Annotated in this window: 23 protein-coding genes; 22 read left to right on the plus strand and 1 reads right to left on the minus strand. The window is 38.2% G+C overall.

What is annotated here, in order from left to right:
* Positions 1-54: 54 nt before the first annotated feature.
* From T356_RS0105265 to T356_RS0105370, 22 genes are all read left to right on the plus strand, one after another.
* Complete coding sequence (locus tag T356_RS0105265; RefSeq protein ID WP_026513593.1) at positions 55-921, plus strand: VirB6/TrbL-like conjugal transfer protein, CD1112 family; 867 nt, start codon at positions 55-57, stop codon at positions 919-921.
* A 9-nt stretch (positions 922-930) separates the two neighbouring features.
* Positions 931-1,353, plus strand: coding sequence for a PrgI family protein (locus tag T356_RS0105270; RefSeq protein WP_026513594.1), 423 nt, complete (start codon positions 931-933; stop codon positions 1,351-1,353).
* On the plus strand, positions 1,280-3,640 hold the full coding sequence (locus T356_RS18445; RefSeq protein WP_035780466.1) for a VirB4-like conjugal transfer ATPase, CD1110 family: 2,361 nt from the start codon (positions 1,280-1,282) through the stop codon (positions 3,638-3,640). The genes T356_RS0105270 and T356_RS18445 overlap by 74 nt, the downstream gene beginning before the upstream one ends.
* Positions 3,633-5,000 carry a C40 family peptidase gene (locus tag T356_RS21675; protein ID WP_051563162.1) on the plus strand — a complete coding sequence of 456 codons (1,368 nt, stop codon included), beginning with the start codon at positions 3,633-3,635 and terminating at the stop codon, positions 4,998-5,000. Before T356_RS18445 ends, T356_RS21675 begins: the two co-directional genes overlap by 8 nt.
* A gap of 11 nt (positions 5,001-5,011) precedes the next feature.
* Positions 5,012-5,320, plus strand: coding sequence for a DUF4315 family protein (locus T356_RS18455; protein ID WP_197020878.1), 309 nt, complete (start codon positions 5,012-5,014; stop codon positions 5,318-5,320).
* Positions 5,307-6,029, plus strand: coding sequence for a DUF4366 domain-containing protein (locus tag T356_RS18460; protein WP_051563163.1), 723 nt, complete (start codon positions 5,307-5,309; stop codon positions 6,027-6,029). Before T356_RS18455 ends, T356_RS18460 begins: the two co-directional genes overlap by 14 nt.
* Positions 6,019-6,354: a plasmid mobilization protein gene (locus tag T356_RS0105295; protein ID WP_026513595.1), complete on the plus strand. Its 336-nt coding sequence runs from the start codon at positions 6,019-6,021 to the stop codon at positions 6,352-6,354. The genes T356_RS18460 and T356_RS0105295 overlap by 11 nt, the downstream gene beginning before the upstream one ends.
* A gap of 20 nt (positions 6,355-6,374) precedes the next feature.
* On the plus strand, positions 6,375-7,745 hold the full coding sequence (locus T356_RS0105300; RefSeq protein ID WP_026513596.1) for a relaxase/mobilization nuclease domain-containing protein: 1,371 nt from the start codon (positions 6,375-6,377) through the stop codon (positions 7,743-7,745).
* Between the two features lie 222 nt (positions 7,746-7,967).
* Complete coding sequence (locus tag T356_RS0105305) at positions 7,968-8,354, plus strand: single-stranded DNA-binding protein (RefSeq protein ID WP_026513597.1); 387 nt, start codon at positions 7,968-7,970, stop codon at positions 8,352-8,354.
* A 193-nt stretch (positions 8,355-8,547) separates the two neighbouring features.
* On the plus strand, positions 8,548-9,105 hold the full coding sequence (locus T356_RS0105310; protein ID WP_026513598.1) for a hypothetical protein: 558 nt from the start codon (positions 8,548-8,550) through the stop codon (positions 9,103-9,105).
* A 19-nt stretch (positions 9,106-9,124) separates the two neighbouring features.
* Positions 9,125-9,595: a very short patch repair endonuclease gene (locus T356_RS0105315; RefSeq protein WP_026513599.1), complete on the plus strand. Its 471-nt coding sequence runs from the start codon at positions 9,125-9,127 to the stop codon at positions 9,593-9,595.
* On the plus strand, positions 9,588-10,316 hold the full coding sequence (locus T356_RS18465; protein ID WP_155838975.1) for a hypothetical protein: 729 nt from the start codon (positions 9,588-9,590) through the stop codon (positions 10,314-10,316). The genes T356_RS0105315 and T356_RS18465 overlap by 8 nt, the downstream gene beginning before the upstream one ends.
* A complete protein-coding gene (locus tag T356_RS0105325) occupies positions 10,300-11,724 on the plus strand; it encodes a Sau3AI family type II restriction endonuclease (protein WP_026513600.1) in 1,425 nt (474 codons plus the stop codon). Before T356_RS18465 ends, T356_RS0105325 begins: the two co-directional genes overlap by 17 nt.
* Positions 11,725-11,862: 138 nt before the next feature.
* Positions 11,863-13,251 (plus strand): DNA (cytosine-5-)-methyltransferase, encoded by a 1,389-nt coding sequence (gene dcm / locus T356_RS0105330; RefSeq protein WP_026513601.1) that lies wholly within the window; start codon positions 11,863-11,865, stop codon positions 13,249-13,251.
* Between the two features lie 113 nt (positions 13,252-13,364).
* Positions 13,365-14,063, plus strand: coding sequence for a GIY-YIG nuclease family protein (locus tag T356_RS0105335; RefSeq protein WP_026513602.1), 699 nt, complete (start codon positions 13,365-13,367; stop codon positions 14,061-14,063).
* Positions 14,064-14,080: 17 nt separating this feature from the next.
* Positions 14,081-14,545 carry a hypothetical protein gene (locus tag T356_RS0105340; RefSeq protein ID WP_026513603.1) on the plus strand — a complete coding sequence of 155 codons (465 nt, stop codon included), beginning with the start codon at positions 14,081-14,083 and terminating at the stop codon, positions 14,543-14,545.
* An 84-nt stretch (positions 14,546-14,629) separates the two neighbouring features.
* On the plus strand, positions 14,630-15,523 hold the full coding sequence (locus T356_RS0105345; protein WP_026513604.1) for a DUF4238 domain-containing protein: 894 nt from the start codon (positions 14,630-14,632) through the stop codon (positions 15,521-15,523).
* A gap of 54 nt (positions 15,524-15,577) precedes the next feature.
* Positions 15,578-16,726 carry a hypothetical protein gene (locus T356_RS0105350; protein ID WP_026513605.1) on the plus strand — a complete coding sequence of 383 codons (1,149 nt, stop codon included), beginning with the start codon at positions 15,578-15,580 and terminating at the stop codon, positions 16,724-16,726.
* Positions 16,727-16,788: 62 nt separating this feature from the next.
* Entirely contained in the window at positions 16,789-17,466 is a 678-nt protein-coding gene (locus T356_RS0105355) for an MBL fold metallo-hydrolase (protein WP_242846559.1), read from the plus strand.
* Positions 17,467-17,551: 85 nt separating this feature from the next.
* Positions 17,552-18,349, plus strand: a complete 798-nt coding sequence (locus T356_RS0105360; RefSeq protein WP_026513607.1) for a hypothetical protein — start codon at positions 17,552-17,554, stop codon at positions 18,347-18,349.
* An 86-nt stretch (positions 18,350-18,435) separates the two neighbouring features.
* Positions 18,436-19,017, plus strand: coding sequence for an alpha/beta hydrolase (locus T356_RS18470; protein WP_051563167.1), 582 nt, complete (start codon positions 18,436-18,438; stop codon positions 19,015-19,017).
* Between the two features lie 44 nt (positions 19,018-19,061).
* Complete coding sequence (locus T356_RS0105370; protein WP_026513608.1) at positions 19,062-19,823, plus strand: hypothetical protein; 762 nt, start codon at positions 19,062-19,064, stop codon at positions 19,821-19,823.
* A 285-nt stretch (positions 19,824-20,108) separates the two neighbouring features.
* On the opposite strand, the gene T356_RS0105380 is transcribed toward T356_RS0105370, so the two are convergent.
* Positions 20,109-21,788 carry a hypothetical protein gene (locus T356_RS0105380; RefSeq protein WP_026513609.1) on the minus strand — a complete coding sequence of 560 codons (1,680 nt, stop codon included), beginning with the start codon at positions 21,786-21,788 and terminating at the stop codon, positions 20,109-20,111.
* Positions 21,789-21,815: the final 27 nt, after the last annotated feature.

Consider the following 21,815-nt stretch of genomic DNA (forward strand, 5'->3'; position numbering starts at 1 on the left):
GACAGCGGCCGGAGAGAAATCTCCGGTCGTATTTAAAAGTAATGGAGGGCATGCATGGAATCAGTATTAGAACAGATTGAAGAATGGTTTAGAAACATGCTCATTGAAGGAATAATGGAACATCTTACAAATACCTTTTCATCGTTGAATACAGAGGTTGGAGAGATATCAAATGTAGTTGGGCAGACACCTGCAGAGTTCTTACCGTCGGTATATAACCTGATAAGAACCTTGTCAGAGAATCTGATAATGCCGATAGCGGGGATTATCCTGACTATCATTGCATGTTATGAGCTTATCCAGCTCGTGATAAGTCACAACAACCTTGCCAATTTCGAGACCTTTATATTTTTCAAATGGGTATTTAAGACTTTTGTGGCGGTAACACTTATAACAAATACTTTTACGATAACAATGGCGGTGTTTGATGTAGCCAAGTGGGTTATAGAAAGAAGTGGAGGAATCATAGCCGCAAGCACGGCAGTGGATGCATCTACTCTTGCATCAATGCAACCTGTACTTGAAGCAATGGATACTGGAGAACTGTTCAGTATCTTCTTGCAGACATTTGTTTTACAGTTCCTTATAAAACTGGCGGCGGTGTTCATCTTCATTGTGGTGAATGGAAGGATGATTGAGATTTATCTGTACGTTTCAATGGCTCCAATCCCGTTCGCAACGTTTGGAAATCAGGAACAATCGCAGATGGGACAGAACTATTTTAAGGCTCTGTGGGCTCTTGGGCTTCAGGGATTTCTTATCATGGTCTGCGTTGGCATATATGCCGTGATGATACAGTCTGTCGCATTTAGCTCAGACATCATGGCATCAATGTGGAAAGTATTTGGATTTACGGTGCTTCTTGGCTTTACGCTGCTTAAGTCGGGTTCGATAGCAAAATCGATTCTTCATGCAACATAAGGAGGATTTATGGCAAATTATATCAGTGTACCTCGTGATTTTTCCAAAGTGAAATCCAAGGTATTTTTTAATCTGACAAAAAGACAGCTCATATGCTTTTCGCTGGGAGCAATGATAGGTGTTCCCACCTTCTTTCTCATAAAACGGTTTGGAAATGTAACAGTGGCAACTCTTGGGATGATGATCACCATGATGCCGCTGTTTTTTCTTGCCATGTATGAAAAGAATGAGCAGCCGCTTGAGGTGTACATAGAGCATTTCATTGATGCTACGTTCAAAAGACCTAAAGTACGCCCGTATAGAACACAAAATTATTATGCACTGCTTGAAACAATAGCAGAGCAGGAAAGGAAGACAGATGATAAAACCATTTCAAAAGGGAAAGAAAAAAAGAGACGTGCCTCAGACCGCACAGGAAAGCATTCCCTTTGACAGATTGTTTCCCGATGGCATATGCCGCGTAGGGAAGAACTTTTACACTAAGACAATACAGTTTCAGGATATCAATTACCAACTTGCTCAGCAGGAAGATCAGACGGAGATATTTGAGGAATGGTGCAGTTTCCTTAACTTCTTCGATAGTTCGGTGCACTTCCAGCTATCATTCTTGAACCTCACGACAGATGTGGAGAAGTTTGAGAAAAAGATAGCCATAAAGCACAGGGGCGACGGCTACGACAGAGTTCGTGACGAGTACAGTTACATGCTGTTTCATCAGATGCAGGCAGGAAACAACGGACTTACCAAGACGAAGTTCCTTACCTTTGGAATACATGCAAACGGTATGAAAGAGGCTAAGCCAAGGCTTGCACATATTGAGAACGATCTTCTCAACAACTTTAAGAGAATAGGAGCGGTAGCCGCAACTCTTAATGGAATGGAGAGACTTGAGCTTATGCATGCTCAGTTCCATATGGGGGATGATTCCAAGTTCTATTTTGACTGGAATGATTTTTTTAAAGCGGGATCCTCCGTTAAGGATGCCATTGCACCAAGCAGCTTCTACTTCAAGAACGGAAGAGTCTTTAAGATGGGAAGTACTTACGGTTGCATGAGTTTTTTGCATATAACGGCATCTGATATAAGCGACAGGATGCTTGCTGATTTTCTTTCCATGGAATCAAGTCAGATAGTTTCGATACATCTGCAGTCGGTCAATCAAAATGAAGCGATAAAGACCATAAAACACACCATCACTGAACTTGACAGATCCAAGATAGATGAGCAGAAACGGGCTGTCCGCTCCGGATATGACATGGATATAATTCCATCCGATCTTGCGACTTACGGAAAAGATGCAAAAGAACTCCTGAAGGAATTACAGTCACAGAATGAAAGAATGTTCCTTATGACATTTCTTGTCATGAACACCGGGACAACACAGCAGGAGCTTGAGAACAATTTCTTTCAGGCAAACAGTATAGCTCAGAAGCATAACTGCAATCTTATAAGACTCGATTTTCAGCAGGAGCAGGGACTTATGAGTATGCTTCCGCTTGCAAGCAATCTTATCGAGATAAGAAGAGGAATGACCACTTCTTCGACGGCTATCTTTGTTCCGTTTACGACTCAGGAGCTGTTCCAGACGGGAAAAGAATCTCTGTATTACGGTGTGAATGCACTTTCGAGTAACCTCATCATGGTAGACAGAAAGCTCCTTAAGAATCCCAACGGACTTATACTTGGAACTCCCGGTTCCGGTAAATCTTTTGCGGCAAAAAGAGAGATTGCTAATGCTTTTCTTGTTACGGATGACGATATCGTCATATCAGATCCCGAGCGCGAGTACAGTCCGCTTGTCGAGCATTTCGGAGGCCAGGTCATAAAGATAAGTCCGACATCGACGCAGTACATCAATCCAATGGACATCAACAACAATTATTCCGATGATGACGATCCGGTCATGCTAAAGGCGGATTTTATCCTATCATTATGTGAGCTTATTGTCGGAGGAAAAGAGGGACTTCTTCCTGTGGAGAAGACGGTCATCGACAGATGTATTCACCAGATATACCGAAGGTATTATGAAAATCCTGTGCCTGAGAATATGCCTATACTTGAAGATTTATACAATGAGCTCCTTAAACAGGAAGAAGCGGAGGCTATACACATAGCTACGGCGCTTGAGATTTATGTATCGGGTTCACTTAATGTCTTTAACCACAGAACAAATGTGGACATAAAGAGCAGGATAGTCTGTTATGACATAAAGGAACTTGGAAAGCAGCTCAAAAAGATTGGGATGCTCATAATTCAGGATCAAGTTTGGGGAAGGGTATCATCCAACAGAGAAGCCGGAAAGTCTACAAGGTACTATTCGGATGAGATGCACCTGCTCCTTAAAGAAGAGCAGACAGCCGCTTATACGGTAGAGATTTGGAAGCGATTCAGAAAGTGGGGAGGAATCCCGACAGGTATAACTCAGAACATTAAGGATCTGCTTGCTTCGCGCGAGATTGAGAACGTTTTTGAAAACTCGGATTTTATTCTCATGCTCAATCAGGCGGTCGGAGACAGGCAGATTCTTGCCAAGCAGCTTAACATAAGCCCTCATCAGCTCTCGTATGTAACACATTCGGGAGAAGGTGAAGGGCTGTTGTTTTATGGAAATGTCATTCTGCCGTTTGTGGACAGATTCCCTAAAGACCTTGAACTTTATCGAATCATGACTACGAAGCCGCAGGAGATTCATGAAGCAAAGGAGCAGAAGAATGGATGATGAAAGAAAAAAGAATAGTGAAGATAAGAACTCCGGTGTCCAAAGTATTGAAGCCGGATTATCTGTAGCTCATGTCTATGCAGAAAAGCTTGAGAAATATAACTATAAGAAAAAGCAGAGAGCAAGAAAGCTTCGTAAGCATATGGCAGAGGACAGAGCTGTGCAGAAGTCTGAATCCAATCCTCAGTCAAAAGCAAGGCAGCGCGCACAGGTAAAAAAAGAGGCTCAGAGAAAAGTACAGAACCGAAGCTCCAAAGAGGCGGCAAATCAGTTTGGGGATATCAGCAGAAAATTTGTGGATAAAGCCGAAGATCTGACGGGAAAGTTTGCCGAATTTATAACGGAACATTTTGAGGAAAGTTTTGTTGTCATGGTCGTGATGGTTCTGATCCTTGTAATCGGAGCTCTTTTCTCCTCGTGCGGTTCGGCGCTTACAGGTACTTCCCATGTGGGAGTCACAACAAGTTATACATCCGATGATGAGGATATATATGAGGTTGAGGATGACTACAGGGAACTTGAAGAGGCACTGCAAGAAATAATAGACAATGTTGAGACCGATCATACCGGTTATGACGAGTATCAATATTACCTTGATAACATCGGGCATAATCCGTATCAGCTTGCGGCAGTGCTCACAGTTCTTTATGAACAGTATAAAGACAGTTATGTGAGGGGAACTTTGGCTGAGATATTTGAGCGGCAGTATTATCTTTCTTTTAACCCTGTTACGGAGACAAGAACTGATGAAGATAAGGGAGCTCAGTACGAATATAGGATCCTAAAGGTTACGTTGGTCAATCGAACGCTGGATACTGTTATAAGAGGGCTTGGATTATCTGCAGACCAGATGGCAAGGTATGAAGTTCTTCTTGAGACATATGGAAATAAGAGATATCTGTTTGAGGAAGATATTTATTCCATTGTGGAGCCGGGAAGATACGGTGAGTATGACGTTCCGCCTGAAGCTCTTACCAATACGAGATTTTCCAACATGATAAGAGAGGCTGAGAAGTATCTTGGATATCCATATGTCTGGGGAGGAAGCAAACCTTCAACGTCGTTTGATTGCTCAGGATTTGTGTGCTGGGTAATCAATCATAGCAACAACGGATGGAATGTCGGAAGGACAACTGCGAACGGACTTCTTGGAAGATGTACAAGAGTCTCTGCATCGGAAGCACAGCCGGGAGACCTTATCTTTTTCAAAGGAACTTATGATGTGAAGGGTGCGAGTCACGTTGCAATATACGTCGGGAATGGGATGATGCTTCATGCAGGAAATCCGATTCAGTATACGTCTATAAATACAAACTATTGGCGAAAGCACTTTTACACCTATGGAAGAATAAACGGATGAAGGAGGTAATTATGTTTGAGAGAATTGACAGATTAAGAGACGAACTTGAGAGAGCCAAGATGCGGAGAGCTGAGGCGGAGGCGAGAGTCAAAGTTTGTGAGAGTAAGTTAAAAGAAGCTGAGAATAATCAGATCATATCGGAAGTTGCCAAAAGAAAACTTCGCCCCGAAGAGCTGGCTAAACTTCTTCAGATAGCGGCTGACGGAAGGTTGGAAGCTCTTTTGTCGGGAAATCCTGTAGAGGGTACTGCAAATGTAAACGATGCGGACTTGGGTAAAGACTATGATGAAAGTGAGGAAACGGGTTATGAGGAATCTTAAGCTTAATAAGTTTGGTATGAAAGCTGTGGCGGGTGCTGCAGCTCTTTTTATTGGAATGACTCCGGTAAATGTATCTGCGAATGCACCGGAGTGTACTTGTGAAACAAAATGTACCGAGGATTGCATCAACAAAGAATGCAAGGTATGCGGAAATGATTTCCATGATTGTGAGGGAAAAGAAACGGATGAGCTACCTGAAGAATATGGGCCGCTTACACCCGACGGAAATATGGAGCTTGTTGATGATTACGGAAGTTTGGAGTGCGGCGGCAAGCAGTTCATAACGGTCGTTACCAAGAGCGGAAATTATTTCTACATCATAATCGACAGAGATGATGAGGGTAACGAGAATGTTCATTTCTTGAATATGGTTGATGAAAGAGACCTTCTTACTCTGATGGATGATGAGGAAGTAAAAGAGTATATGGAACTTGTGAAGGAAGAGAATAAAGAGCCTGAGCCTGAACCGACTCCCGCGCCTATTCCAGAACCAGAGCCGACACCTGCTCCTGAGCCTGCGAAGAAAGACTATACTCTGCTTCTTATCGTTCTTCCCATTACTGCGATCGGAATGATATTTGCATATTTTGCTCTTAAGAAAAAGAGACAGCAGCCAAAGGATGAACCAGATCCCGATGTGGACTACATGGATGATGAGAATGATTATCTTAACAGGATTGAAGCAGAGGATGTGAGGGATGATGAGTAACCGTGTGATTAATCTGAAGGTGCGAATTACACCGGAAGAGCAGGAGATAATCAGTGAAAAGATTGGGCGTGTAGGCGAAAAAAATATCAGTGCCTATATACGAAGACTTGTGCTAACGGGGCATGTGATAGAAGTGGACATGTCCGACTTTAGGGAGTTAAGGAGACTTGTAAGTATCGAGAGTAATAATCTCAATCAATATGCAAGACGAGCGAACGAGACCGGAAGTATCTACAAGGCGGATATCGAAAGCTTGCAGAAATCTCATAAGGAGCTTATCCGCCTTTTGGGAGAAATTCTCGATAAGTTTAACAACATGCAATGAGTGAAATGAGGTAAACGGAAATGGCAGCGACGAGACTGATTGCTATGCATAAGAATATAGGAAAGTCGGTGGGACAATGCTTGGCTGCTCGAACAGATTATGCCAAGGATGAAGATAAGACCGAAGATGGAAAGTACATAACTGCCTATGCATGCAATGTGGATATTGTGGAAAAAGAGTTCTTGGATTCAAGAAATGAATACATAAGAACTACAGGCAGAGAATATAAGGGCGATATTATTGCTTACCAGATCAGGCAATCCTTTAAACCCGGCGAAGTTACGCCTGAAGAAGCAAATGCGATTGGCTTCGAAACTGCCATGAGGTTTACCAAAGGAAATCATCAATTCATCTGTTGTACTCACGTTGATAAGGATCATATCCACAATCATGTTATATATAACTCTGTCAATCTTCACTGCGACAAGAAGTTCAGAGATTCATGGTTTTGCGGGATTGGTCTTAGGCGCCTGTCCGATATGATCTGTCTTGAACATGGCTTATCTGTAATAGAACCATACAAGCACAAGGGAAAGAAACCAATTTATCAAAAGAGCTATCGGCAGGATATAAGAGATGCCATTGATAAGATTCTTGAAGGTAAGCCCAAAAATCTTGAAGCTCTTTTATCCGAACTTGTTAAATCGGGGTATGAGATAAAGCGCGGAAAGCACTTGGCACTAAGAGGCCATGGAAGGAAAAATTTTGTCAGGCTTAAATCTTTGGGAAAAGAGTATTCGTTGGAAGCTCTTAAAAATAAGATTGAAGGAAGTCTTGAGATTAAAGATTCCAAGCAAGATATTTCTTTTGACCTTCTCGTTGATATTCAGGAAAAAATCAAGCAGGGAAAGGGCACAGGTTACGTTCGTTGGAGTAAAAAATTCAACAATAAGGCTATGATGAAAACTTTGCTCTTCTTGAATGATAGGGGAATCAGAAGTTATGCGCAGCTCAAGGAAAAGGCAGATGTATCGGCTACAGATTTTAGGAAACTTACTGATGGCATAAGAGCTCTTGAAACAAAAATTGATGGGCCGGGAAAGCTTCGTAAACACATGATCAACTTCAATAAGACGCGAGCTGTTTTCGAAGAATACAAGAAATCTCGTTACAGCAAAAAGTTCTTTGAAGCTCATCGTGAGGAAATCACAAAGTGCAGAGCGGCAAAAAATGCTTTTAACGAATATGGGAAAAAGCTTCCTTCAATAAAAGAGCTGAACAATGAAATCGGAAGTCTCTTGCAAGAGAAAAAATCTTTATACAAAGACTATTACATTAAGCGGGATGATAATAAAAATCTTCAGGAAGCTAAGAGAAACGTGGAGATGTTTTTGCAGATTGGAGCAAAAGATACAGAAAAGAAAATCGAGAGGTCGAAGCCTTCTCGGTGATATAAAAACGAAGTTATTAAGCGTTAGCGCCGTTCCGAATTTTTCGGTTAAAGGGGTTTGGGGCGGTACGCCTCCAACAAGCGGCAAGAGCATTTGTCCCACAAATGCACTGCTTGCCACTTCTTTTATAGCCCTCGTAGGGATTCTTGAGAAGCGGCGCTACGACTGGATTTTAGCTGAGATGTTATGGAAACAAAATTAGAGAACGGAGGGAATAGATACATGAATAAAATACTGTTATCTGGAAGACTTACAAGAGATGCGGAGATCAGAAATGCCGACTCCGACAAGAAGGTAGCAAGATGTACTCTTGCGGTAAACAGAGATTACAAAAAAGAGGGAGAAGAGCCCGGAGCAGATTTCATCGGAATCGTCGGATTCAAAAATCGCGCGGACTTTCTTGAGAAGTTTGGCAAAAAAGGCGTGAAGTTCATAGTGATCGGACGCGTTCAGACCGGCAGTTATGAAAAAGACGGAAACCGTGTCTACACCACGGATGTCATAGCGGAGCAGATTGAGTTTGCTGAGAGCAAAAAATCTTCAGATGCCGGATTCAGCGAAGAGTACGCCGAAGTCCCGGAGGGCTTTGATGGACTTCCGTTTAAATAGTGGGAATTGGTTTGGGGAGCTTTGTAGGGATGCAGGGCTCCCTGATTTTTTGTTTAAGAGAACGATAAATTGATTTAAAGGATTTGAAGATTAAGTATATAATTGTTAAGGTAGATGGTGAAGAAGAGTTTTGAATACTTAACTGAGGAAAACGTGTATCAATAAAATTGTTATAGTAAAAGGAGATTATATAGTGCAGGATTTTTCAACGGTATTGAAAGTGTTGCTAGAAAAAAGATTGACTCCAACAGTTGCAGCTCTTGTTTCAGGTGCGTTGATTTATGCTTTTAGCTCTGAAAATAATTGGTTGCTTATCAAACTTGGGAAAATAGGTTATGGGCTTGTGTGGGCTGGTATTGTTTTTCTTGTACTTACGTGTATTCAAACTCTTACATATTACATAAGGCATTGGCTTTCAGTATATAAAGATTATGCTGAAGATAAAGAATATGAGAAAAAACAGATGAGGGAAGCAGTTGAGAATATTTGGACTTTTATGGATGAATTGCAGGCTGAAGAGATTAGTTTTATTAGGGAATTTACCCGGAATGGAAATCAAGTAATTGAGAAAACTACGGATTTTTTATATGGATACTTGCAACAGAAATATTTTAATCATAATCCTATCATTTTTTTGCGTCTAGTTAAGCATGGGGATGAAACATTTGTACAATATCGATTGGATAAATCATTCTATGAATTACTGATGTATTCACTAAAGACATATAACAGAATAAATCATTTTGAATAGTATTTAACTTAGAAAAATTATGAGTTTACATCAAAAAGAACCACGTTTTCACGGAACAACAACTGAAAAGACATCACGGAATATGAGTAAGATTCGCGGTAAAGACACGAAGATTGAAGTCGTGCTTCGCAAAGCTCTGTGGGAAAAAGGGTATCGATATCGGAAGAATTATAAGACTATACCAGGATGTCCTGATATTGCTCTGACTAAGTATCGCATTGCTATATTTTGTGATGGAGAGTTTTTTCATGGAAAAGATTGGGAAGTTCTTAGACCAAAGCTCGAGAAGGGAAAGAATCCTGATTATTGGATAAAGAAGATTGAAAGAAATCGTAGCAGGGACAAAGAGAAAGATGCACAACTTTTATTCCTTGGATGGACGGTAATACATTTTTGGGGAAAAGATATTTTAAATAAAACTGATGAATGCGTAAAAGTAATAGAAGAAGCTATATTTGAGACAACGATAGGGGAGGCAGAAATTGACTAGATCATTAAGGCAGCAAGACATGAGAGCAGAGAGCAAATTAGCTGAATTTATGGATTCGTATTTATATAGTAGGATTACACCTACTAAAGATGACAGTAAATTAAAATATGAGAGAAAGCATGATGCGAAAGAGCAGTTAGAGGGAATTGATGTTTGCATTGACGTTGATTCAAAAAAGTTTCTTATCGACGAGAAAGCGGCACTATATTATAGTAATGCAGATATTGATACGTTTGCTTTTGAGATTAATTCGTTGCAGAGAGGGTGGATGCTTCCTGTCGAAGGATGGTTTGTAAATTATAAGCTACGTACAGAGTATTATATGCTAATATGGCCGAACGTAAAATGTGATCGAAAAAGAGGTTGGGTACGAAAAGAGATAAATGCTCTTGAGAAGGATGATTTTACTATTGTAGAAACCATGCTTATTTCTAAAGAAAAATTGATTCATAAAATGAATGAATTAGGATATAACAAACAAAAACTTTTAGATTATGCAAGAGTTTTAAGAGAAACAAATTCTGAAGATAATAAACACATAGAAGATACATTGGAACATGGAATTAGAATAAGAATTTCGACTCATAAAGCCGAAAAGCCTGTTAATGTTCTTATTCCTAAAAAGATATTAAAAGAACTGGCAGAAAAAAGATATTTTGTTTCGAAGGAAGGCTGTGCATCATTCGAGAATCGAGGAGTAGCACATGGATATAAAAATTGAACTTGGATATGACAAGACAAAACCAAAATCTATTGAAGCATATGCACAAAAACTTATCGGAAGATCTTTCCGACAAGTAATGGAAGATGATTCCAATGCTATTCGAGAAGACGGAACCACCTACGGTAAGTCAGATGTTGCAGAGACTAAGCGCAACAAGGGGAATGTCGGACAGATAATTGAAGAATGTTTTTTTCATTATTCTTGTAATAGTGATGCAAGAGCTGATTTTCCGGAGGCGGGTGTTGAACTGAAGGTTACTCCTTACAAAGAAAATAAGAATGGTACGCTATCAGCTAAGGAACGCCTGATTCTTACAATGATAGATTACATGACTGTTGTAAATGAGGATTTTGAAACAAGCCATTTCTGGAATAAGTCAAAGCTAATATTGCTTATATATTATCTCTATAAGCAGGAGGTCAAGTTTAATCTTGACTATCGCATCGGATATGCAAAACTCTTTACACCGCCGGAACAAGATCTTAAGATCATCAAGCATGATTATGAAATAATTGTAGAAAAGATAAGGGCAGGAAAAGCTCATGAACTTTCTGAAGGAGATACGTTGTATCTTGGAGCAGCTACTAAATCTTCGACATCAGAAGTAAGACGTAAGCAGCCCTATAGCGATATTCCTGCAAAGCCTAGAGCATTTACGTTCAAAAATTCATACATGACGTATGTGCTTAATAATTATATTATTCCGGGAAAAGATACTTACGAGCCTATAGTCAAAGATGATTCTGTGGAATCGTTTGAAGATTATGTTGTTAATAAGATTGGTGAGTATGCGGGATATTCTGTTGATGAACTTTGCGAGAAGTTTGATGTTGATATTACAAAGAAAGCAAAAAATCTTGGGGCAATGTTAGCATATAGGATTCTTGGGATAAAAAGTAATCAGGCAGAAGAATTTGAGAAGGCGAATATTGTCCTGAAGACAATCCGCATAGGCTCTAATAATAAGATAAAAGAGAGCATGTCTTTTCCGACATTTAAGTTCAAGGAGCTTGTTCAGGAAGAATGGGATGATTCAACATTCGGGAACTATCTGCGTGAAACGAGATTTTTGTTTGTTGTATATAAGTTTGATGAGAATGATAAACTTCATCTCAAAGGAGCACAGTTCTGGAATATTCCATATGAAGATCTTGAAAACGATGTAAGGCAGATGTGGGAAAGAACAGTTCAGGTACTGAAGGAAGGGCTTAAGGTTGAGAAGATAAACGGTATCAATCATAATAATTTTCCTAAAGCTACAGAGAATAGGGTAAGTCATGTAAGGCCACATGCTCAGAATGCAAAAGATACTTACGAGCTTCCTGATGGACGAGAATATCCGAAGCAGTGCTTTTGGCTGAATAATACCTATATTTTGGAGCAGATTGATGAACGGCTAAAATAGGGGAGAAATGCAACGTCATGAATGTCAAGAGTTGATCAATCTGGGGCTTTGTGATATTATTTTGTGGATGGAATAGTTGATCGAAAAACTGTTCTGTGATACGATTTAGATATATTTTTTTGATTGGAGTTGTTGGGAATGGAGAAAACGGTTTGTGAGTTGTTTGCAGGTGTTGGTGGATTCAGATGTGGATTAAATTCTATATCCGCAGTTGAGGATGCGCAGAAACCTGAAAAGTGGAAAACAGTTTGGTTTAGCCAGTGGGAACCTGCTGACAAAAAGACGCAATGGGCTCATGACTGTTATGTCAACAGATTCGGCGTATGTCTTGACCTTGATGGAAACGACACTACTAATGAAGATATAAACGCAGTTGATAAAAACAAAGTTCCTGATCATACATTACTTGTCGGAGGTTTTCCGTGTCAGGATTATTCTGTAGCTTCAACGCTTGCTACTTCTAAGGGATTAGAGGGTAAGAAAGGTGTTCTTTGGTGGGACATAAGAGATATGCTTGAAGCTAAGAATACACCTTTTGTCCTGCTTGAGAATGTCGATCGTCTTATAAAGAGTCCTGCAAATCAGAGAGGACGCGATTTTGCAATCATATTGGCTTGCTTTAGAGATCTTGGATATACAGTAGAATGGAGAGTCATCAATGCTGCTGAATATGGATATCAGCAGAGAAGAAGACGTACATTTATCTTTGCATATAGAAATGATACAAAGTATGCAAAGAAGGTTTTGGAAGATGTAAATTATATTGAGATGCATGGTGATGAACTTCACAGACATAGTATTGCGAAAGTGATCCTTTCACAGGGATTTTTCGCAACATGTTTTCCGGTAGATCCGCTTGATGCAAAGTATGTAAAGATAGGCAAGCTTCCAAAGGGTATCGGAGAGCTTTCTGATTCCTTTACTTTCAATTTTGAAAATTCAGGTATGATGCTTGATGGAACAATCTATACAGCTAAAACTGTACCTTGTTATTCGGGCAAGCAGATTACGCTTGGTGACGTAATGGAGACCGGAAGTGTTGATGCATCTTTCTTTATTCCTAAAGAAAAGCTGTATTATACAAATCCTGATGTCACGCACAGTGATGAGACTAAGCAGAAGCTTTCGAAGGAAGAACGCCAGACTTGGCAGTATCTTAAGGGAGCAAAGAAAATCTGCAGAACTGCAGCGAACGGACACGAGTATGTGTTCTCAGAAGGCCCGATATCATTGATAGATGAGTATGATAAACCTGCAAGGACTATGCTTACAAGTGAAGGATCCTTTAGCAGAACAACTCATATTGTCAGAGATAAGAAAACAGGAGAGATAAGACTTCTCACACCTATAGAGATGGAAAGGATTCAGGGATTTCCTTCAAATTGGACAAAGGAATGCCTTGTTGACGGAGAAAAAGTTGAGATGCCTGTTAATAAGCGTAAGTTTATGATGGGTAATGCGCTGGTTGTTGATCTTGTAAGACAGATGGAGCCGGTTATATCAAAAATAATTGAAAATGAAGATTGAGAAAAAGTCGTTCTACAGTGCGTGGAACGGCTTTTTTTTGAGATGGTGGTAGATTATAATATTTGTAATAACATGCAATGAATATCAATATGATGTGGAAGGTATTACTGGTAATGGGAAATATCCAAAAATGGGGATTTGGTATGGCACCAATTAAACCTGAGACTGAAAAAAATAATCGAATGGCATTATGCGCTGTTAGTGCTTTTGTAAGTGGTGATTGCAAGGTGGTTCAAAAAAATATACTTAATGATATTAGCGTGGTGAAAGGAATTTTTAATAGGGTTATCAAACAAAATCAGTGGGATTGGTTTACAGTAAATATGTATTTGGATTATCCACGTAATCGTGACTTAGTGAGTATCGTTTCTGCTCTTTCTGTTTTGAGAAGAGCGATAAATGATAAAGATGATTTTAGCGGGAAAAAAGCATTGGATAGATTGGTAAATAATAATTTTTTGATATATTGCAATAATTATCTTTCGTATAGTATAAACTCTGAACCATCATCGGAGTATTTATATATTCTTTCGAGAAGAGAAGAAAAGGATATTCTGAAAATTGGAATGACTACTCGTAATGTTCAAAAAAGAGTAAATGAGATAAATTCGGCAACAGGGGTAGTATATCCCTATTCAGCACGAAAAGTTTACAAAGTAAAAGATAGTAGATTAGTTGAGAAAGAAGTGCATCTATTACTTGCACCGTATCGAATTAGAGAGGATCGAGAGTTTTTTCAGATAAATTTTTCAGAGGCCTGTTCCATAATTGAAGAATATCTCGTTAGCAGCAATCAATACTATTATAAATAGAGAAGAGGAGGGAAAGAGTGGGGATTTCATTTAGACATTCAGCTGGATTCGGAAAAAGAGTGGAATATAATATCGTCGGAAAAATGCTGATGGAAGGACTTGATGTTTATTTGCCTTTAGTAGATGATCATGGAGTAGATTGCGTAATAAAAAAGGAAGATGGCACTTTTATAGAAGTGCAAATCAAGGCAAGATCTAATGAGGTGACAGATGGGGATGCGGCTTTATTTTCTGCAATAACGCATGAGTTGACTGATAATTTCTACTTTGTTTTTTATTCGGAAAGAATGGAAAAAATGTGGATATTATCATCGGAAGAATTTTTGGAAGAATGTTTTACGAATAAAAATGGGAAAAATAAAGGTAAGCATGTCATCTGGTTTAATGGTAATAGAAAAGATAAGCAGACAGGGATAAAAAAAGAGTATTGTAAAAAACAATTTGAAAAGTATATTGCAAAAGACTTTTCGAGATTTCATTGATGATTATGGGTGGTTTTAATGACGAATATAATCGATGGTAATACCTTGTTATGACAGGTGTATACCTATTTGATTGGTGATTGAATGAAACAAGAGAATTTTACTAAGAATCAGCACTATATTCCACAGGTTTATTTACGAGGTTTTTCACCTGAATATAAGCCATTAAGAAAAAGCAAACTGAAAAGTTCTGCATATACAATATATGCTTATGCAATACGGAGTGAAAAACAGCTTAAAAAAGCTGTGCCTATTGATGATATATGTCAAAAAAAATATTTTTATGAAATGAAAGATGATGATGGGAAATTTCTTAATCCTAATTGGATTGAGAAAGGTTTTAAGTGTTTAGAAGACATGTTTTCGGATTACAGATATAAATTAGAAAAGAAAGCTTTTAATGAAGAAAACTATTCCATCAAGCACTTCCTTGACAAAGAAGAGATAGTTTTTTGGCTTTCATATATATCATTACAAGTAATAAGACTACCTGAACTGCTTGAAACGGCACAGCAGGAGGTGAAAAGGCTTTGTGGTGATAATGTGTCAGATAATGACGCTCGAAATTTTGTTAGGAGATATTGCATTCCGCTATTTGGCAAAGTCGATGAAAAATCAAAAGAAACAATGGTTTTTAATTCGATTATTGGCCCTATGTTTCCGATGAAAATAATTTTAGGTGTAGATATTGAAGGAAAACTACTGACATCGGATAAAACTGTCTATATTTATACAGATGAAATTCCATGTGAGAGCTATGAAGAAGTTATTTTTCCAATATCAGCACAGATCTGTCTCGTTTTGATTGGCGGAAAAAAGCAGGAAGGAGTAGACCATAATCGTCTTTTTTTAATAGATGCTGATTTACGTGACTATATAAATGGCTGTATTTCTAGTGCGGCATTTAATAAGGTTTATTCAAATCATTTATTTAGTAAACGTGAGATGAAAATGATTGAAGAGTCTAGAATTATTTGAGAATTAAAATTGCATCATTTGGCTATAAACAGTAACTTGCATCGGGAGATACCTATGTTTGACTTTATTAAAAGGATAGAAAAACAAGAGCAGCATTGCATTGACTCATTGAAGATATGCGTTTATTTTCTCATAACTTCTCTTATAATTATTTGTAATGCGTTGATATTAAAAAAACATCTAATTCTGCTTGTAGAGAACCAAGTTTTGTATATTTTTTCAGTTGTTGCACAAGTTGTTGGGACTTTTATTGGTGTATCTATAGCGGGCTATACATTGTTAGATTCAAGGAATAATTCAATAGATGATATTGATGATGATGGAATCAAAGAACTTCAAAAAAGTGTAGCGCGTGATCAATTTATATGGCTCATAAGAATAATTACATATGGTTTGATAGACATTGTGTTATGTTTGTTCTCAATTAGTCTTTATGATAAAAAACCTTCTTGGTTGTTTGATATTATTTCTGGTGAAGCATTAGTAATTCTATTATTATTTTTTATTATTTTAATAAAATTCACTCTATTCCTTTCGCCAAAGGCAATTTCTAAACAAAGCGATAGCATAAAAAATAGTATGGATAAGCGCTATCAAAAGAAGACAGCCCAAATTATTACATTTGATGAGTATATTACCAAATTTAATAAATTAGAAAAAGTACTCTATGATCTTGTTAATATTTATGATAAAAAGGGAGATTATATGGTGGGGGCAACTATACCTCGTCATCCTAAAGGCTTTTTAAATAGTTGTACTACTCTAAAAGAGATGAGGTTATTAAATAACGCAACATGTATAATCTTAGATGATATTAGACAATATAGGAATGCGCTAGTTCATGGAACAGAGGAGAATAAAGATGTTAATGAGGAAATCTATAATAAACTTATTATGATTCTTAAATTATTAGAAGCATTGCGTGATTATGCCTTCGAAAATAATACAATCATTTTTGAAAGTAGACAATATAGAGACCTTGTAAAATATGCCTTAGATAATGTTTTATCTGATGAAGAAAAAAAATACTTTGCAGATATAAAAATGATTGTTAAGAATGCAAAGAACAGAGAAATTTCAAATAACCAACTAAGGATAATCAAGTATTGGATTAATAGTGGTTTACTTAATGAATTTTACTTAGGTGGCAAACTTACTAAAAATGAATACCATTCGATTCTTACGATGGGAAACAGAAAATAGATCAAAAGTTTCAGCTAGTTGTAGATATAATAAATAATGTATCAATTTTAGAAGAGTGCATTGTGCGTGTTTATAATATTGTTAAGGTAAGATATATGCCGGACAACATAGATGTTTTTACCCAAAACAGCATAAGAATCCGTAGCGACCTCGGCGTGATTTATGTGGATCCTTTTCACATGAAGGAGGAGCCGCATGATGCGGATTATGTTTTGATAACGCATTCGCATTACGATCATTTTTCGATTGATGATATCAGGAAGGTGATCAAAGCGGATACGATTCTTGTTGTTCCTGAGAAGATGGAGGATGACGCTGGAGAGCTTAAGCCTGATATAAAAGATATTGTGACGGTCAAGCCCGGCATTTACAAGGAGATAAACGGTCTTGAGATGGAGACTGTTCCTGCTTACAACACGATAAAGCCGTTTCATCCAAAGCGTGCCGAGTGGGTTGGCTATATCCTTAGGGTTAACGGGAAGCGCATTTACATTGCGGGAGATACGGGAGCTACGAAGGAGGCAAGGCAGGTGAAGTGTGATATAGCTCTTTTGCCCATTGGAGGAACGTTTACTATGGATGCTAAGAGAGCTGCGGATTTTGCAAATACAATAAGGCCGGAATACGCCATCCCCGTCCATTACGGCGGACTTGTCGGGAAAAAGAGCGACGCTCAGACTTTTGCTTCGCTTGTAAAGAGCCCTGTGAAGGTTATTGAGAAGATGCAGTATTTTGATTGAGATAGGGCGAAGTAGCTTATGGGGATGTGACCTTGGAAATTACAAGCGAATGATGGAATAAAGAACTAAAAAGGAAAAAGCGGAAATGAATCTTAAAGAATTTTATTTTCAAAATATCAAACCGGATGCTTATCATTACATTTTTTTTGACTCAATAAAGAATGTTAATAAAGTTTACAACGTTTTTGATGGAGAAAAAGAAGTTAAGGACTATGAATTTGAGGTTTTTGATGTAGAAGAGGCAATAGTAAAATTTAAAGAATTATGTCAGCCAGATGTCAATTTTAATAAAGAAAAAACATGTTGGTTTTACCTGTTGACGTTTTATTTATTTTCTATGGGATATGAGATTAAGGAATTTCCACGGCTGTTAGCACGTCCGCCTAGGAATCCATCAGATTTCACATATAGCGATATTAGAAATAGAATCATTGCTAATGGCGAGGATGATAATGGAACAGTTAGATATGCGACTCGTAGAGCGTTTGTTGCGGGACTAACATTTGAAATAAAGAATACTCATATAGATATAGGTGATTCAATCGAACAAAAATTTATAGAAATTTCAAATAGAAATGCATCATTTAACAATATGAGTACGGATGAAAAATTAGCAGAAATAGCCAATCTCATAGAATACATGCTTAAGAAGAATGGAAAATTTATAAATCTGAATTACGCATCAGTATGTTTTGATTATGTTTCGGATGAAAAGATTACATCGTACAGAAAGAAAATGCAATGCTTTAGGCATTCTACTAATGAAGCAATTGCTGAACGAAAATCATATTCTGAAGAACAAAAGGCTTTCTTTGTAGATTATGGATTAGTGATTCTGAAGGTTATACACGTATTAACGAATAATACACTGATAGTTGGATAGTTATTGATTTATACTTTAAATTGATCTATCTGTTAGAAGTCGAAAAAAGATTTTATAGAACTGATGAAGAAAAATGGAGTGTAGGATTGAATAGGTATCCTCGAGAACTTGATGAACTTTTTGGAATAATTCCGGGGACAGATACATGTCTTTTTATAAAAACAGGTCGAGGCGGAACTATATATGGATATAACGGTAAATATCTAAAATTGGCTCAGGATATTCATTTGAAGTATGGATATACGATATGCGTTTCTGCTAATCTGATTGATTCTACATGCAATTTAACGAGCGATATTCAAACTCTTTTGGCGGTTTGCCCGAATGTGGAAAAAATATATTTTACAGGTATCTCCAATGGTGCTCTGATAGGCGCGCAACAAGCGTGTGATATAAGTATGATTGAAAAGATGCTTTTGATAAACGGTCCGCTTATGATCAACTGGCATAAAACAAAGAGCGGCATTGAAAAAGCTAAAGATAAGAGAGTGATGTTCGTGTATGGCGATAAGGATCCTTCCTATAAATACGCAGAGCTTATCAAGCTTATAGATGCGCCTCTATGCCAATTATATATTGTTCCGGGCGCAGATCATCAATTCAGAGGAATGGAGAAAGAGTTCGCAGAGCTTGTAGAATATTTTGCAGCCGAAGCTACTTCTGTATAATGAGTGCAATGTAGTGTTCCTGCAGAAAGAGGAATTGTAGGCTATTGATAGATTCAACCAAACTGAAATACAAAAAGTTCATAGACCCAAGGAGTAAGACAGTAGACGGATTCACAGAAGGATTTTCCGGAGAATTGCTACTCGGAACATCTCCAAATGGGAATAGATATATCATCAAACATACAGAAGTGACGGATGCAGGCAATGAATTTGTGGCGAGCTTTGTTGCAAGAAAGATGGGAATTCCGGTTGCAAAAGCGCATCTGCTGACACCTAATAAGAAATTCCGCTGTCCCTACGCTGTTGCTATTGATTATTTGGATGGCCTTGAGTTCGTGAAATACTCAAAGGAACTGACAGACCGTGAGAAAAGAGACATTCTTGCGCAGTTTGCGTTTGCAATCATGCTGAATAATTCTGATATCGTGCAGTTGTATAAGAGCATGGGAAGAGTAGTACAGGTGGATTTCGGTGATTCTTTTAATATGGGAGGATTGTTCCTTGAGGCTGCGCTTCGAAGTGGAGAAAAAGAGATTGCGCAGGACATCCTTGATAGATGTAGATCATCTTTTGCAATATCAGTAGATTGCATTGATTTTGAAATTCCTGAATTGTCTCGTCCTTTGGGAATGGAGCCGGATGAGGCAAGAGTAATAATGATCGATGCGGCAAAGAAGATCCTTAATATAACAATTGAAGATATGGAATACCTGGTGAATGAGCTTATGAACATCTATCCTAAAGGTGTGGCAATGAATTACGTATCGGCAATAGCCATGCTTCAGAGAAAGATGGAAACACTTTAATATAATATGAAACTGTTAGTTTTAATGAGTTTTCAAAAGCTTTGGGAAGTAGAGAACTCTTTGAGAATACTGTATTGTGATTTCAAGTTACGGAGGTTAGCATGGATACTCAAGTTATTACCGTAAATAATGAAGAAATAACGCATCAGAGGAAGAAGAATTTGATGAGATGTTTCCTGATTTTCCGCTATCTTTGTGCAGGGAACTTATCAGAACTGTTATAGCTTAGGTTAAAATGTTTATACTTAAAACTGACCCATCCGGGTCAATTTTAAGTGTAAACTTTCACTTTATCAAGTCTTGATAAATCTGTCTTACAGCTTTGTCGATATTGTAGGTACCGATATATCCGAAAGGAATTTTCCGTTCCCTGACGGCGGCAATGAATTTGTAGTAGCTGACGTGGCTTATGTAATCGGTGTAGAAATATACTTTGTCTTTGTTCTCAAGCATAGCGCCGTCAACAGTTTTGTAGGCATTTACAGAAATGAACTTCCAGTTGGGAAACAGCTCTTTTAACTTGTTCTGCCAATTAATGTGACCACCGATTATGACAATTTTTTTCTCTGCGATTAGTTTTTTCATTTCTGAAAGAGTGTCTTCCTCTACGGGGGCATCTTCCTCGTGTTCCAGATTATATGCGAACTCGCGCAGTGATATGAGTTCATCTCTTTCTTCTTCATATTTTTTTAGAAGGCTGTTTGCCTCGTCAGAAGAGCGTTTTGCTGATCTATATTGATCACGGAGATACATGTTCTCTTGCTCTTTTTCATGGAGCTTTGTTCGAAGCTCGGCAATCTCATTTATATAATCTTCTTCACCGATTGCTCCATTGCTTACGGGAGCAACAGTCGTCATGGCTTTTTTGACTTCTTTCTTTGAAGTGTTTTTGGATGTGATGTCATCCGGGTTAAACTGGGCGTATTCATAATCGAGCGGATCTACTTCTTCGCCCAAAAGATAACTGATCTCAGTTTCATAGCTGTCGGATACGTCTGCAAGCCCTTCGACAAGATTATGGATATTGGTGAGCTTTTGGACCTGTTCGAACGTGAACTCTTTATTCGGATATTCGGTTTTTAAAAGTGCAAGAGTGCGAGTCATCTGATGCTTTAATTCAAAAACGAGATCGATACAGTGATAAAGGTAATCTTCACTAAAGCCGCGGCCTCTCAGACATGTGGAAGTGAAATCATTTATGTCGTAGAATGCTTCATGGACTCTATCATAGGGAGCACCGGCTTTTTCTTCTTCATCAAACCATACGTCAATCTGGGTTTTGCATTCTGCATAGAGGTCTGAATCTACAGTCTGATATTCACAGAGTTCTTCGTCGTAACGAATCCAGTCATCTCTGCGTTTTAACAGTAGTTTAAAGAGAATAGAGCAGTCATTGTTATATTCAATGTACATGAATGGGCACATACCCAAGATTCTTCCCATTGCAGAATAGTCACATCCGCCTCTTTCGTCTTCTGAAAGTCCGAAAATCTCAGCAGTGGATATTTTGCGGAATTTTTTCAGCTTGCTGTATTCCGGTTTATGGTAAGTCTTATAAAGGTATTTGATAAGTTCGACACAGTAGGAATCACCAAGCTTTGCTCCGCTGTATATCAGTGCAACAATCTTTTTGTGGGTTGAATATGATGGCTTTCTGGTTCTGAAAGAAAGAGAGCTAAATGTACATACTTCATTAAACTCATGCAACCTGTCTTTGCAATTTTTTAAAAAATCCTGCTCGATCAGGGCAAAATCTATCTCCATATTTGCGGTAAGGAAGTCTTCTAAGAAGTAGTAGTCAACTCCTGCAGTGTCAGGAGCAACTATTTTTTCATTCTCATTTTGACCAAAGTATTCCATCATGATTCCGGCAAGATCTTTTTTCGCTTCGAAATGCTTTTGTAGCTCTTGTTCGGAAACTTCTTCAAAGTAATCGTTGCTGAACGGAAATAGTGGTGTTGGCATATGCATTCCTCCTATTGATAAGAATAC

This window comes from Butyrivibrio sp. LB2008 (assembly GCF_000621565.1).
Lineage (GTDB): Bacteria > Bacillota > Clostridia > Lachnospirales > Lachnospiraceae > Butyrivibrio.

Coding starts and splice junctions, on each gene's coding strand:
- T356_RS21675 (WP_051563162.1), top strand. CDS start 3,633: ATGGATGATGAAAGAAAAAAGAATAGTGAAGATAAGAACTCCGGTGTC.
- T356_RS0105295 (WP_026513595.1), top strand. CDS start 6,019: ATGATGAGTAACCGTGTGATTAATCTGAAGGTGCGAATTACACCGGAA.
- T356_RS0105300 (WP_026513596.1), top strand. CDS start 6,375: ATGGCAGCGACGAGACTGATTGCTATGCATAAGAATATAGGAAAGTCG.
- dcm (WP_026513601.1), top strand. CDS start 11,863: ATGGAGAAAACGGTTTGTGAGTTGTTTGCAGGTGTTGGTGGATTCAGA.
- T356_RS0105270 (WP_026513594.1), top strand. CDS start 931: ATGGCAAATTATATCAGTGTACCTCGTGATTTTTCCAAAGTGAAATCC.
- T356_RS18455 (WP_197020878.1), top strand. CDS start 5,012: ATGTTTGAGAGAATTGACAGATTAAGAGACGAACTTGAGAGAGCCAAG.
- T356_RS0105360 (WP_026513607.1), top strand. CDS start 17,552: ATGAATCTTAAAGAATTTTATTTTCAAAATATCAAACCGGATGCTTAT.
- T356_RS18460 (WP_051563163.1), top strand. CDS start 5,307: ATGAGGAATCTTAAGCTTAATAAGTTTGGTATGAAAGCTGTGGCGGGT.
- T356_RS0105335 (WP_026513602.1), top strand. CDS start 13,365: ATGGGAAATATCCAAAAATGGGGATTTGGTATGGCACCAATTAAACCT.
- T356_RS0105305 (WP_026513597.1), top strand. CDS start 7,968: ATGAATAAAATACTGTTATCTGGAAGACTTACAAGAGATGCGGAGATC.
- T356_RS0105265 (WP_026513593.1), top strand. CDS start 55: ATGGAATCAGTATTAGAACAGATTGAAGAATGGTTTAGAAACATGCTC.
- T356_RS0105345 (WP_026513604.1), top strand. CDS start 14,630: ATGAAACAAGAGAATTTTACTAAGAATCAGCACTATATTCCACAGGTT.
- T356_RS0105315 (WP_026513599.1), top strand. CDS start 9,125: ATGAGTTTACATCAAAAAGAACCACGTTTTCACGGAACAACAACTGAA.
- T356_RS18445 (WP_035780466.1), top strand. CDS start 1,280: ATGATAAAACCATTTCAAAAGGGAAAGAAAAAAAGAGACGTGCCTCAG.
- T356_RS0105380 (WP_026513609.1), bottom strand. CDS start 21,788: ATGCCAACACCACTATTTCCGTTCAGCAACGATTACTTTGAAGAAGTT.
- T356_RS0105325 (WP_026513600.1), top strand. CDS start 10,300: ATGGATATAAAAATTGAACTTGGATATGACAAGACAAAACCAAAATCT.
- T356_RS0105350 (WP_026513605.1), top strand. CDS start 15,578: ATGTTTGACTTTATTAAAAGGATAGAAAAACAAGAGCAGCATTGCATT.